Raw genomic sequence first — 14,365 nt, 5'->3', positions numbered from 1 at the left:
ACCTCACTGTTCGAACCCACCGGTGGTGGTCTCCTCGCTCGCCCTCAACTCAACGTTTCAAGAGTAGATCTTGCCTCTCATGATCTTGGCACAGAGGGCTGCTTGGTGTCGGCGGCCTCCGCCGCGATCCGGGCCAGGCAGCCCTGTTCCGCCCGCCGCCAGCAGCCCGCCGCCAGCCGTCGTTCACGGCTCATCTCGAAGGATGGACCAACCGTGGACGACGGCCGAACCCCATCAGCCGTCGCCCACGGTTCAATCAGCACCCAGAAACAGCCGTCAAGCACGGCCGATCACCACCAGCCGTCGCCCACGGCCCAACCCGCAACTAAACCCAACCATGAACGACGGCCGAGAACACCCAGCCGTCACCCACGGCTCAACCCTGAAGGCGGGAACGGCCGCCAACGACGGCCGGCCACAGCTGGCCGTCGTCCACGGCGCTGCTCGGCGAAGGACACCACCGTGGGCCACGGCTGACACCCACCTGCCGTCGACCGGCCGTTGTCCATGGCGCCCTCCCACCTTGGGGACAACCGTGGGCTACGGCCCGAGGACTTGACTCCGGGTGGAAGTGGACAGCCGGAACAAATGACGAGTCGGAGTGGACCACTACGCGGCGGCGCCCCGGACTACAGCAGAACACCGGCAACAGGGCGGCGGCGCCCCGGACTACAGCGGCACAACCGGCAACGGGGCGGCGCCGACGGGACGCCAGAAGGCGACTTCGGGGCGAAGAAGTGACGGCGGGGAGGGCCTGACCAGCCAAAAAACATGACCAGCGGGGAGTGCCTGACCAGCCGAGAGGGACATGACCAGAGGGAGGGAATGACCAGCCGAAAGGAGCCACGGCCGACAGGGAGGAGCCATGGCCGGCCGGGCCGATCGCGACGGCCCGGCCGGCGACGGAGCGACTACCACTAAAGCGCATTATGGCTGGTTGAGCAAGGGTTGTCGGGATCGAGGCTCGTCCCTACGCTAAAGCGCATTAGTTTCCGTCGCCGGAGGTCATCGTGTCCCGTAGACGAACGACGGCGGTGGCTGCGGCCGCCACCGCCCTGCTGCTCACCGCAGCGCCCCTGCCCGCCCGCGCCAGCGACACCCTGCCCTGGACGGGGGACGCGGCGAAGGGTGCCAACCAGCCTTACCAGCACGGATACTCCACCGCGGACCTGCTGCGATGGACACCGGAGTCGGATCTGTTCGGCGAGTTGCTGCGCTCCCGCGTACCCCTGGAGAAGCGTGTCTCGCCGCAGAGCGCGACCCAGCAACACCCCGCCCTGGATCCGGCGGTGGAGAACCTGACGCTCGCCGGAGACTACGGGAACGCGTTCTTCGAGAGCTACCAGTACAACAACGAGTTCAGTGCGTACCTGTTCAACTTCTGGCAGTACACCGACTACTACGCATCGTGGCACGGGATGCCGGTCGAGGGTGTGCCGGAGGAGATGTACGACCCGACCGCCGACTGGCGGGAGAAGTGGTTCGAGTTCGGCATGTTGAATCTGCCGAACGCCGGATACACCAATGCGGCGCACCGTAACGGCGTCAAGTCGCTCGGGACGATCTTCTTCTCGGAGAACGACCGGGGCACCCAGACGTACACCGAGTTGCTGAAGCAGGACGCGAGCGGGGACTACCCGGTGGCGCGCAAGCTGATCGAGCTGGCCCGGTGGTACGGCTTCGACGGCTACTTCATCAACCAGGAGGAACCGTCCGTCGCGGTCGCCGACATCCCCCGCTACAAGCAGTTCCTGAAGGTCATCAAGGACGCGGGACTGTACGTGCAGTTCTACGACTCGGTGCACGACACCACCGGCGCACGGACGTACCAGAACGCGTTCAACAGCTTGAACAGCCCGTTCGTCAGGGATCCGCAGCTCGGTGACGTCAGCGACTCGATGTTCCTCAACTACTGGTGGAACAGGTCGCGCCTGACGTCGTCGGCGGCGCACGCGAAGTCGATCGGCCTGGATCCGCGGAAGGTGTCGTTCGCCGGGGTCGAGGCCGGCATGTACCAGTTCGAGCAGCCGTACGACCTGCGGGACAACCTGGACGCGAACGGTGTGCCGATGAACGCGATCGCCACGCTGGGCGCGGACTTCGTGCACGCGGACATGGCGAACAAGGAGGACGACGCCGAGCAGTGGAGGGCGTACGACCGGGAGCGCCGGTGGTGGACCGGCAGCACGACCGGCAGCGCCACCGACGACGCGGCCGGCTGGAAGGGCATCGACAGTTACATCACCGAGCGCTCGACCATCGGCGGCACCGTCTTCGACACGACCTTCAACACCGGCCACGGACTGGAGTGGCGGGAGAAGGGCGTGATCTCGGACCGGGCCGAGTGGTCGAACATCAACGTGCAGGACAAGCCGGTCACCTGGCAGTGGAACAACACCGGCACGCTCGGCGTCGACTACGACTACGGACCGGACTACGTCAAGGCCGACCGCTTCGACTACCAGCAGATCGGCGGCTACCAGGGTGGCAGTTCCCTGGTGATCCAGGGGGATCTGACGGGGAGGAACCACCTCAAGCTCTACCGTACCGAGCTGCGAGTCGACACGAAGTCGACGATCGACCTGACCTACCGCAAGGTCTCCCCCACCGACGCCTCGACGGTGAGTGCCGCCCTGACGTTCACGGACGACCCGTCGACGGTGGTCACCATCCCCGTCCCGGACAGCGGCGTGCAGACCGCGGGCTGGACGACGGCGACGCTCGACCTCGGCGCCCACCGGGGTCGCACCATCGCCACGGTCGGCCTCGATGTTGACGGTGCCACGGTCGATGACTATCAAGTCAACATCGGCCGCCTCACCGTCAACGATGGTCGCAAGCACACCCCCGGCAAGCCGACCGGTCTGCACATCCGCGGAGCCCTGACCGCCAGCGACGAACTCGAACTCGGCTGGGACCTGGCGCCCTACGACGAGGTCGCGGAGTACGCCGTCTACGACGACGGCCGCTACCTGGGCGGTGTCTACGACGACGTGCTGTACGTCAAGCACTTCACGGCCGGGAAAGCCGAGACGAAGGGCACCCTGGAGTTGCGGGCGATCGGCCACGACGGCAGTGTCAGCAAGCCGCAGCGACTGGACTACGACTTCACCCGCGGTCCGGGTGCTGTCACCGCCACCGCCGCAGCCGACGGCACCCTCACCGTGAAGTGGCGGAACGCCGGCAAGGGCACCACCGTCGACGGCGTCGCGGTCCCGGACACCGCCACCGAGGCCGTGCTGACCGGCCGGCCCACCGACGGCGGGCACTACCAGGTGACGGTCGAGGCCGCGAAGGGCACACCGGTGGCCTTCCGGGGCGAGTACGCGGACACCACGGTCGAGCCCTACCCCGCGGACCTGGTCGCGATCAGCGGGAACAGGTACACGTTCCACACGCCCGCGACGAAGGACTGGTACAAGCTGTACGTCGAGGAGGACGGGGTGGCCAAGACGTTCGCCACCACGTACTCGTCGGGCGCCAAGCCGTACATCATCCGGGGCCGGACCACGACGGTGGCGCTGACCGTCACGCCGGTGTCCACGACCTCGCGGTTGACCGTGACGATCGAGGATTACTCGGGGAACAAGGCCACCACGGTGATCAGGTAGGCGCGTGTACCGTAACGCCACACCGGAGAAGAACGAGGATCCATGCCGCCGCGCCGCCACCGCCCGACCCTGAAGGATCTCGCCGCCCGTCTGGGGATCTCGGAGTCGGCCGCCTCGTTCGCCCTCAACGGCCGGCCCGGCGTCTCCGAGGAGACCCGCCGCCGGGTGCTCGACCTGGCCAAGGAGCTGCAGTGGGCGCCGCACCACGCGGCGCGCACGCTGTCGGGCATCACGTCGATGACCGTCGGTTTCGTGCTGACCCGCGACGTGCGGGAGTTCGGCATGGAGAGCTTCTACCTGCGGCTGCTGACCGGCGCCCAGTCCGTGCTCAGCACCCGCGGGTACGGCCTGCTCTTCCAGATGACCTCCGCGGTCGACGAGGAGCTGGCCGTGTTGCGCCGGTGGAGCGAGGAGCGCCGCGTCGAGGGCGTGATCATCAGTGATCTGCGCCGGGGGGACCCGCGTCCGGCGTACCTCAAGGAACTGGGTCTTCCGGCCGTGCTGGCCGGTGGCCCGGATCCGAAGAAGCTGCTCCCGTGTGTGACGGTCGACGACGCGGCGGCGATGCGGTTGATCGTCGACCATCTGCGGGCGACCGGTCACCGGCGTCTGGCCTATGTCAGCGGGCCGGCCGACCTGTTGCACGTGCACCGGCGGATCGCGGCGTTCCGCAAGGCCGCGGCGGGCAGTCTGGCCGAGCCCGGGGTGATCGGCACCGATTACGGCGACGAGCAGGGCCTGGCCGCGACCCGGTGGCTGATCGAGGCGCCGGTGCGGCCGGACGCGGTGGTCTTCGACAACGAGGTGCTCGCGGTGGCCGGGGTGCGGGCGCTGCGCAGCGCGGGCCTGTCGGTGCCGGCGGACATCTCGGTGGTCAGCTGCGAGGACTCGGCGATCTGCACGGCGTTGCAGCCGTCGCTGACCGCGGTGCAGCGTGATCCGGCGGTTTTCGGTGAGGCGGTGGCGGCGAAGCTGCTGCGGCTGATCCACGACGAGCCGGTGCCGGACGCCGACGCGCAGCAGCCGAACCTCGCCGTCCGGGAGAGCACCCAGCAGCGCTGATGCCGATGTGCATCGATTCCGTCACACCGTTGACTCATGAACTAAAGCGCTTTAGCGTTCTCTCCAGATCGGAGGTCGCGCCCCATGCACCTGAATCCGTCCCACGTCCTCGCACGCCTGCAACGGGTGGTCCGGGATCGCATCCGCCCCCGCCTGCACACCCCGGTCGCCGACGTGACCGTCACCGCCTGGCGGGTCGACGGCGACGGCGAACCGGTGCCGGTGGCCCGCGCGCTGGAGGCCGACTACACCCCGTTCGCGATCGGCGACACCTGGGCGCCCGCCTGGGGCACCACCTGGCTACGGATCGAGGGGCGCGTCCCGGACACCGGCCTACCGGTCGAGCTGGTTCTCGACCTGGGCTGGTTCGACCATTCCGTCGGCGGCCACGCCGAGGGCCTCGCGTACCGGCCGGACGGCGTACCCGTCAAGGCACTGCATCCCCGCAACGGCTGGGTGCGGCTCACCGGGCCCGGAGCCGCACCGGGTCTGGTCGCTGAGGACAGGACCTTCGTCGTGTACGTGGAAGCGGCGGCGAACCCACTGCTGCTCGGCCTGCCGCCCTTCGTCGAGACGACGTGGGGGGAGAAGCCCGGACCCGGTGAGCCGGAGCCCTACCGGCTGGTCTCGGCGCAGCTGTGCGCGTTCGATCCGGACGTCTTCGACCTGCTGCGGGATCTCGAGGCGACCGGCGACCTGCTGCCGCACCTGGACACCGACGAGCCCCGCTACTGGCGGGTGCTGACCGCCGTCGAGTCCGCCCTGGACGCGCCGACCACCGGGCAGGCGCGGGCCGCGCTGGCCGGGGCGCTGGCCCAGCCGGCGCACGCCTCCGCGCACACCATGACCGCGATCGGTCACGCGCACATCGACTCGGCCTGGCTGTGGCCGCTGCGCGAGACCCGCCGCAAGGTGGCCCGCACGCTCACCAACGTGCTCACCCTGATGGAGACCGATCCCGATCTGGTGTACGCGATGTCGTCCGCGCAGCAGTTCGCGTGGGTGCAGGAGGACCACCCGGAGTTGTTCGAACGGGTGAAGCAGAAGGTGGCCGAGGGCCGGATCGTCCCGGTCGGCGGCATGTGGGTGGAGTCCGACGCGATGATGCCCAGCGGCGAGTCCCTGGTCCGGCAGATCAGCATGGGCAAGCGCTATTTCCGGGAGACGTTCGGCCACGAGAGCGAGGTCGTCTGGCTGCCGGACAGTTTCGGGTATTCCGGGGCGTGGCCGCAGATCGCCCGCCGGGCCGGGTACCGCTGGTTCCTCACCCAGAAGATCTCCTGGAACGACACCACCACCTTCCCGCACCACACGTTCGCGTGGGAGGGCATCGACGGCAGCCGGATCTTCACGCACTTCCCGCCGGCCGACACCTACGCGGCCGAGGTGACCCCGGCCGAGCTCAAGCACGCGGTCCGCAACTTCCGGGACAAGGCGATCTCCGGACGGTCGCTGCTGCTCTACGGGTACGGCGACGGTGGCGGCGGCCCCAACCGGGAGATGGCCGCCCGCGCCCACCGGTTCCGCGACCTCGAGGGTACGGCGCGCGTCGAACTCGGCTCGCCGGAGGAGTTCTTCGCGGCCGCCGAGGCGGAGATGGGCGACCGCGCGCCGGTGTGGGCCGGTGAGCTGTACCTGGAACTGCACCGGGGCACGCTGACCTCGCAGATCGCGATGAAGCAGGGCAACCGGCGGGCCGAGGCGCTGCTGCGGACCGTGGAGTACCTGGCGGCCGTGGCGGCGGTGCGCGATGGGGTGGCATACCCCTACGACGAGTTGGAGAAGGCGTGGCAGACCGTACTGCTGCACCAGTTCCACGACATCCTGCCCGGGTCGTCGATCTCCTGGGTGCACCGGGAGGCGCGGGCCACCTATGACGCCCTCCTCGACGACCTGACCGGGCTCGTCCCCGGCGGCGGCGCACCGGGGCGGGTGAGCGGCTGGCAGGTCGTCCGCGATGTCACTCCGGTCGCGCCGGTGGGCAACGTCCTCGACAACGGGATCCTGCGGGCCGAGATCGGCGACAACGGGCACGTGGTGTCGCTGGTGGACCTGCGGGACGGTCGTCAGCTCAACGTGGGTGACCTGGGGGTGCTGCGCCTCTTCCGGGACGAGCCGGTGCGCTGGGACGCCTGGGATCTGGACCGTCACGTGTTCCGGAACGAGCGTGCGCTCCCCGCGGCCCGCGTCGAAATCTCAGACATGTCGATCTCGGCCCTGATTGATCACGATGAGTCGGCTTTCACGATCACCTACTCCTTGCTACCGGGCAGTGCGCAGCTCGACATCACCGTCGACGTGGACTGGCAGGAGACGGAACACCTGCTCAAGCTGAGCATCCCGGTCGGCGTGCGCACGCTGCGGGCCCGCTACGAGACCCAGTACGGCGCCCTCGACCGCCCCACCCACGAGAACACCCTCGCCGACGAGGCCCAGTACGAGGTCTGCTCGCACCGCTTCGTGCACGTCGGCGAACCCGGCCTCGGTGTCGGCGTCGTCAACGACTCCACCTACGGCTGCGACGTGCGCCGCATCCCCGGCGGCACCGACATCCGGCCCACGCTGCTGCGCGCCCCGCGGTTCCCGGACCCGGACACCGACCGGGGACGGCACACCTTCCGGTTCGCCGTGGTGGCCGGCGACGAGACCGCCACCCGGGCCGCCGCCGACGACCTCAACGCCCCACGGCTGGACGGCCTCGCGGACACCGAGCCGCTGATCGAGCTCGGACTGGAGTCCGGCGCCGCCGTCATCGACTGGATCAAGCTGGCCGACGACCGCAGCGGCGACGTGATCGTCCGGATCCACGAGAGCCGCGGCGGCCGGGCCACCGCACGCCCGCACGCCTCCTTCCCCGCCACGGTGACCGAGACCGATCTGCTGGAGCGCCCCGAGTCCCCCGCGAACGGCGACGGCCTGATCCTCGGCCCGTACCAGATCACGACTCTCCGCTTTTCCCCCATCAAGGAGCGCTGAATGTTCCGTCAACCGGCAAGATTCGTCCTTCCCGTCGTCGCCGCGCTCGCCCTCGGCGCGTGCGGGGTCGGGGGTTCCGGCTCCGACGACACCACGGCCACCGTCAGCGGCGAGATCAAGGGTGAGATCACCTTCCAGACCTGGAACCTCAAGGGCGGCTACGAGGAGTACTTCACCGGCCTGGTGACGGCGTTCCAGACCGCCAACCCGGGGACCACGGTCACGTGGATCGACCAGCCGCCGGAGGGGTACCAGGACAAGCTGTCCGCGGACGCGGCCGCCGGATCGCTGCCGGACGTGGTCGACATCGGACCGGAGGCGGCGTTCACCCTGGCCGGTGCCGGGATGCTGCTGGACCTGTCGAAGACCGACCCGGACGCGGCGAAGGACTACCTGCCGAAGGCGTGGGACGCGAACCACTTCCCGTCGCTGGGCGGCACCTACGCGTACCCGTGGTACCTGAACACCGGCCCGTCGTTCTTCAACACCGCGCTGCTGGACAAGTGCGGCGTCGACAAGGCCGCCCTGCCGACCACCTTCGACGCGCTGTTCACCGCCGGCCAGACCATGGCGAGTAAGTGCAAGAGCGGCGAGACCATGGTGGGCCGGCTTCCGGCCATCGAGACCTTCGGCGCGTACGGGGTTCCGCTGATGAACGCCGAGGGCACGACGTTCACCTTCAACGACGCCAAGGGTGTCGAGCTGGTGACCAGGTACAAGCAGCTGTTCGAGGCGGGCGGGCTCACCGAGGCGACGCTGAACGAGCTGCAGACCGGTGAGGTGGACGCGTTCAAGGCCGGTCAGGTCGGCTGGCTGCCGGGCAGCTCGTACACGTTGAAGGACCTCAAGTCGACGGCACCGAAGATCGCCGAGACGGTGGCGATCTCCCCGCAGATCACCAACGACAAGCCGAACATGTACATCGAGTCCCTCGCCGTCAACGCGAAGTCGAAGAACACCGCCACGGCCGTCGCGTTCGCCAAGTTCGCCACGAACAGGGAGAACCAGCTCGGGTTCAGCAGCAAGGCGGCGATCTTCCCGTCCGCGGCGGGTGCCCTCGAGGACGCGTACTTCACCACCGACGACGGCACCCCCGAGGCGAAGCTGCGCGTCGAGTCGGCCAAGGCCGTCTCCGAGGCGATCGTGTACTGGCCGGCCGCGTTCTCCAGCAAGAGCGTCGACTTCATGCGCGAGCAGATCGCCCTCGCGGTCCTCGGCAAGAAGGACGTGCAGGCCGCGCTGGACGAGTCGGTCAAGTACGCGCAGGACAACCTGCCCAAGTAATGACGACCACCACCACCATCACCCCGTCGCGGGCCGGCCAGGCCCGCGGCGGGGCCGACCGGACACACGACCGGTGGTGGGCGCCGTGGCTGTTCCTGGCGCCCGCCCTCCTGATCGTCGCGGTCTTCGTCCTGTTCCCGTTCGTCAACACGCTCGCCCTGTCGGTCACCGACGCGACGCTGCTCAAACCCGGACAGTTCATCGGCGTCGACAACTTCGTCAGGCTCGCCGGCGACGAGCGGTTCCGCACCGCGATGGTCAACTCGATGCTGTACGTGGTCTGCGTCGTCCCGGTGATGATCGCGGCGCCACTGGCCCTGGCCGCCCTGGTCAACGGCACCACCCGGATCCTCGGGTTCTTCCGGACCGCGTACTACCTGCCGGTGGTCATGTCGTCGGTGATCGTCGGCCTGATCTGGACCAACCTGCTGGACACCCGTGGCCTGATCAACCAGCTGCTCGGCTGGCTCGGCGTGATCAACGAGCCGATCGGTTTCCTCAGCGACCGCTGGCTGACACTGATCAGCGCGATGGTCGTGACGGTCTGGACCGGCCTCGGCTACTACATGGTCATCTACCTGGCGGCGATGGCCAACATCGACCGGTCGCTGTACGAGGCGGCCGCGATGGACGGCGCCGGACCGTTCCGGCAGTTCCGGCACGTGACCGTGCCCGGGGTGCGGGCCACGTCGGCGCTGATCGGCCTGTTCTCCTCGGTGTCGGCGTTCCGGGTCTTCGGCGAGGTGTACGTGCTCACCGGCGGGACCGGTGGCACCGGCGGCCAGAACATCACCGTCACCATGCTCATCCAGCAGGAGGGCACCGGCCTGCAGGCGCAGACCGGGTACGCCGGAGCGATCAGCATGGTGATGTTCGTGCTGCTCGGCGGTCTGCTGGCCGCCCAGCTGTGGTTCCAGAACCGGGGAGGCGACAAGTGACGCGCGCCCAGAGGGCCGGACGCTACCTGGTGCTGACCGGGTTCTTCCTGCTGCTGGCCGGACCGCTTCTCTGGCAGCTGTCACTGTCGGTCAAGGGCCCCGGCGACGACCTGTACGCCCAGCCGCCGCAGATCATCCCGTCCGATCCGACACTCGACAACTACACCGGCGTGCTGGACCGGGTGCCGGTCCTCAGCTACGTGTGGAACTCAGGTCTCGTGGCGCTGATCGTGGTCGGCGGCAACGTCGCCGGCGCCACCCTCGCCGGGTACGCCCTGGCCCGGCTCCGGTTCCGGTTCCGCGGCCTCGTCACCGGCCTGTTCGTGGTGGCCCTGCTGGTGCCGATCGAGGCGATCATCATCGCCCAGTTCCTGCTGGTCCGCTCGACCGGGCTCGCCGACACCCTGCTCGGGGTGGCGCTGCCGACCGCGGTCGGCGCGCTGAACGTGCTGCTGATGCGCAACGCCTTCCAGTCCATCCCGAACGAACTGGAGGAGGCGGCCCGGATCGACGGCGCCGGCGTCTGGCAGCGGTTCCGGCACATCTGCGCCCCGCAGGTCCGCGGCGTGATGACGGTGGTGGCGGTCTTCTCGTTCGTCGGCGCCTGGAACGACTTCCTCTGGCCGCTGATCGTGCTCTCCGGCGAGGAGAACTACACCCTCACCCTGGGCCTGAACCGGCTGCGCGGCACGTTCGTCTCCGACCCACGGCTGATCGCGGCCGGCACCATCATCGCGCTGGTCCCGATCCTGGCCGTCTTCGCCCTGCTCCAACGCTACTTCTTCCGCGGCCTGCAGGCCGGCGGCATCAAAGGATGATCCCCGTGCACAACGCCACGCCCCGCTTCGGCGTCAACTACGTCCCGTCCGGCGACTGGTTCTACGAGTGGCTGTCGCCGCGCTGGGACGCGGTCCGCCGCGACCTGGACGGCATCGCCGCGCTCGGCCTGGACCACGTGCGGGTGCTGCCGCTCTGGCCGGTGCTGCAGCCGAACCGGACCCTGATCCGGGACCAGGCCCTCGCCGATGTGCGCCGGGTCATGGAGATCGCCGGAGAGGCCGGGCTGGACGCGAGCGTCGACGTGCTGCAGGGCCACCTGTCCAGCTTCGACTTCCTGCCGTCGTGGCTGTCCAGCTGGCACCGGACCAACATGTTCACCGACCCGGACGCCGTCGCCGCCCAGGCCGACCTGGTCGCGGCGGTGCACGGCGCGGTCGCCGACCTGCCCGGCTATCTGGGCGTGACGCTCGGCAACGAGGTCAACCAGTTCTCCTCCCGCCCGCACCCGAGCCCGATGCCGGCCACCCCCGCCGAGGTGACCGCCTGGCTGGAGACCCTGCTGGCCGCGGCCCCCGCGGACGGCCGGGGCCTGCGGGTGCACGCCGAGTACGACGCCGTCTGGTACCAGGACGGGCACCCGTTCCTGCCCACCCACGCGAGCCGGTTCGGCGACGTGACCGCCGTCCACTCGTGGATCTTCAACGGGACCGCGCAGCACTACGGCGCGATGTCGGAGCAGAGCATCCGGCACGCCGAATACCTGATCGAGCTGTCCCGGGCGTTCGCCACCGACCCGCACCGGCCGGTGTGGCTGCAGGAGGTCGGCGCACCCCTCAACTGCCTCACCGAGGCGCAGGCCCCGGAGTTCTGCCGGCGGACGGTGCTGGCGGCGGCCGAGTCGGACGCGCTGTGGGGAGTCACCTGGTGGTGCTCGCACGACGTGCGGCGCGGCCTCGGCGACTTCCCGGACCTGGAGCACTCGCTCGGCCTGTTCGACGCCGACGGGACGGTCAAGCCACTGGGCAAGGCGTTCGCCGAGGTGGCGGGCCAGGTCCGCGCCGCGTGGCGGGAACGGCCGGCGTCACCTCGTACCGTGGCCGTGCGCATCCCCGCGGACAGCGCGGGCGTCCCGGTGAGCCGGACCACCCTCGCACCCGGTGGGGCCGTTTTCACGGCCTGGATGGAGGCGGCCGCGCGCGGCGTCCGGCCCGCTCTGGTGTTGTCCGAGACCGATCACGGGTACGCCTCCGTGTTCCCGCCCGCCGCGCACAACACACCGGGCGTCTACAGCGCGGTCAGCGACAGCGAGATGTTCCAAGCATGACCTACCGCGACGCGGGCCTGCCGGTCGCCGCACGGGTCGCCGACCTGCTCGGCCGGATGACCCTCGAGGAGAAGGTGGGCCAGGTCAACCAGCGTCTCTACGGTTGGCGGGCCTGGCGGCGCACCGCATCCGGCTCCACCGCGCCCGGCTCCACCGCGCCCGGCTCCGCCGCCTCCCGCTTCGCGGCCACCGAGGAACTGGTCGCCGAGGCGCGGCGGTTCGGCGGGATCGGCGCGGTCTACGGCCTGCAGCGCGCGGACGCCTGGTCAGGACAGACCTGGGACACCGGCGTGACCGCTTCTGACAGCGCCGAGCTGTGCGCGGAGATCCAGCGGACGATCGTCGCCACGTCACGGCTGGGCATCCCGGCCCTGTTCGTCGAGGAGGTACCGCACGGGCATCAGGCGCTGGACGGCACGGTGCTGCCGGTCGCCCTGGCGGTCGCCTCGACCTGGGACCCGGACCTCTACGAACAAGCGTGCCGGGAGGTGGCGGCCGAGGTCCGCGCGCGGGGTGCGCACGTCGCGCTGGTGTCCACGCTGGACGTGCTGCGGGATCCGCGGTGGGGCCGGGCCGAGGAGACCTTCGGCGAGGACCCGCACCTCGCGGCCGCTTTCACCACCGCGACGGTACGCGGGATGCAGGGTTGCGGCGCCGGCGCGCCGATCGCGCCGGACCGTCTCGCGGTCGTGCTCAAACACGCGGCCGGGCAGGGCGCGACCGTGGGCGGGCGCAACTGGGCCGCCACCGAACTGGGCCGGCGGGAACTCGCCGAGATCCACCTGCCCCCGGTCCGGGCCGCCGCCGCGGCCGGTGCGGCCGGGATGATGGCCGCGTACAGCGAGGTCGACGGGCTGCCCGCCGCCGCCAACCGGTGGCTGCTGACGACGGTGATCCGCGAGTCCCTGGGCTTCCGCGGGCTGATCATGGCGGACGGCACGGCGCTGGACCGCCTGCTGCGGATGACCGGAGACCCGGTCGCGGCGGCCGCGCTCGCCCTGCGCTCCGGCACCGACCTGAGCCTGTGGGACGAGGTGTTCCCGCACGTCGGCGCCGCGGTCACGGCCGGCCTGGCGACGACCGCGGACCTGGACGCGGCCGTCGGCCGGGTGCTGGCGCTGAAGTTCCGCCTCGGCCTGTTCGACCCGCCGGTGCACGTCGCCGCTCCCCCGGCCGGCGAGGCGGCCCGGCTGTCGGTGGAGATCGCCGCCCGGTCGGTGACGCTGCTGCACGACGACGCCGGCCTGCTGCCGCTGCGCGGGGACACGACGGTGGCCGTGCTCGGCCCGCACGCCGACACCGTGGCGCACGCGCTCGGCGACTACACCGCGCCGCAGCGCCCCGGCAGCGGTGTCACCGTCGCGGCGGCCCTGCGCGACGCCGGCCTGACCGTCACCACCGCCCCCGGCGCGGACATCGCCACCGGCGCCGACGGGGCGATCCCGGCCGCGGTGGACCTGGCCCGCGACGCCGGCGCCGTCGTGCTCTGCCTCGGCGGGTCCAGCGCCCGCGAGGACGGCGTGTCCTTCGACGTCAACGGCGCGGCCCGGGCCGGCGGGCCGGCGTCGCAGATGACCGCCGGGGAGGGCGTCGACCTGGCCGGGCTGCGCCTCGGCGACGGCCAGCGGGAACTGCTGCGCCGGGTGGCCACGACCGGCACACCCCTGGTGGTGGTGCTGGTGCAGGGCCGTCCGCACGTGATCGGCGCCGAACTGGCCGCGGCGGGTGCCTGCCTGACGGTGTTCTACCCCGGTCCGGCGCTGGGCACGGTGGTCGCCGACGTGCTGCTCGGCCGGCGGGAGGCAACCGGGCGGCTGCCGGTGTCGATGCCCCGCGACGCGGCGAGCCTGCCGGTCCACTACAACCACCGGGACCACGACTGGCCCGGTTACCTGGACGCGCCACCCGGGCCGCTGCTGCCGTTCGGAGCGGGCGGGCCGGCCGGTCTCGCGGTGTCCGCACCCGTCCTGAGCGGCACGGTGATCGACATCGGGGCGCCCGGGGAGATCACCTGCCGGGTCACGGTCAACAACGACGGCCCACGGGACGCGACCGCGGTGGTCCAGCTCCACCTGCGCCGGGTCACCGCCGCGACCTGGCCGCGGAGCCGGGAACTGCGCGGCTTCCGGCGGGTCCCGGTGCCGGCCGGCGAGTCGGTGACGGTCGAGCTGCCGGTCGGCGCCGAGCAGTTGCATGCGGTGGACGAGGTGGGGCGGCCGTACCTCGAACCGGGCGTGGTGGAGATCCAGACCGGGACGTCCGTCGCCGATCTCCGGTCCGCCCGCCTGGTACTCGTAAGGGGGATCGGCGCTGGTGACCGGGCGGACGGCGCGATCAGGGACGCCTGATCGATAAGTGCGCGGTAAGTGCGGGCTGGTCAGCTACCGGCG

8 protein-coding genes are annotated in these 14,365 nt (G+C 70.5%); all 8 read left to right on the top strand.

Annotated features, from left to right (window positions below; all coding sequences use genetic code 11):
• Window positions 1–1,010: 1,010 nt before the first annotated feature.
• The 8 genes from WH85_RS38975 (at window position 1,011) to WH85_RS38940 (ending at window position 14,323) form a co-directional block, all read left to right on the top strand.
• Window positions 1,011–3,611, top strand: a complete 2,601-nt coding sequence (locus WH85_RS38975) for an endo-beta-N-acetylglucosaminidase (protein WP_063775588.1) — start codon at window positions 1,011–1,013, stop codon at window positions 3,609–3,611.
• Between the two features lie 42 nt (window positions 3,612–3,653).
• Window positions 3,654–4,673: a LacI family DNA-binding transcriptional regulator gene (locus tag WH85_RS38970; RefSeq protein ID WP_045747170.1), complete on the top strand. Its 1,020-nt coding sequence runs from the start codon at window positions 3,654–3,656 to the stop codon at window positions 4,671–4,673.
• Window positions 4,674–4,757: 84 nt separating this feature from the next.
• Complete coding sequence (locus WH85_RS38965) at window positions 4,758–7,649, top strand: alpha-mannosidase (protein WP_045747169.1); 2,892 nt, start codon at window positions 4,758–4,760, stop codon at window positions 7,647–7,649.
• On the top strand, window positions 7,650–8,933 hold the full coding sequence (locus WH85_RS38960; RefSeq protein ID WP_045747168.1) for an ABC transporter substrate-binding protein: 1,284 nt from the start codon (window positions 7,650–7,652) through the stop codon (window positions 8,931–8,933). It abuts the gene before it with no gap.
• Window positions 8,933–9,871 carry a carbohydrate ABC transporter permease gene (locus tag WH85_RS38955; RefSeq protein WP_045747167.1) on the top strand — a complete coding sequence of 313 codons (939 nt, stop codon included), beginning with the start codon at window positions 8,933–8,935 and terminating at the stop codon, window positions 9,869–9,871. Before WH85_RS38960 ends, WH85_RS38955 begins: the two co-directional genes overlap by 1 nt.
• Entirely contained in the window at window positions 9,868–10,689 is an 822-nt protein-coding gene (locus WH85_RS38950) for a carbohydrate ABC transporter permease (RefSeq protein ID WP_211275585.1), read from the top strand. Before WH85_RS38955 ends, WH85_RS38950 begins: the two co-directional genes overlap by 4 nt.
• A gap of 5 nt (window positions 10,690–10,694) precedes the next feature.
• Complete coding sequence (locus WH85_RS38945; RefSeq protein ID WP_157411487.1) at window positions 10,695–11,975, top strand: glycoside hydrolase 5 family protein; 1,281 nt, start codon at window positions 10,695–10,697, stop codon at window positions 11,973–11,975.
• Entirely contained in the window at window positions 11,972–14,323 is a 2,352-nt protein-coding gene (locus WH85_RS38940; RefSeq protein ID WP_045747164.1) for a glycoside hydrolase family 3 N-terminal domain-containing protein, read from the top strand. Before WH85_RS38945 ends, WH85_RS38940 begins: the two co-directional genes overlap by 4 nt.
• Window positions 14,324–14,365 lie beyond the last annotated feature (42 nt).

It is taken from the genome of Actinoplanes rectilineatus, from assembly GCF_000962825.1.
Classification (GTDB): Bacteria; Actinomycetota; Actinomycetes; order Mycobacteriales; family Micromonosporaceae; genus Actinoplanes; species Actinoplanes rectilineatus.
This window is presented reverse-complemented; position numbering and strand designations above follow the sequence as displayed.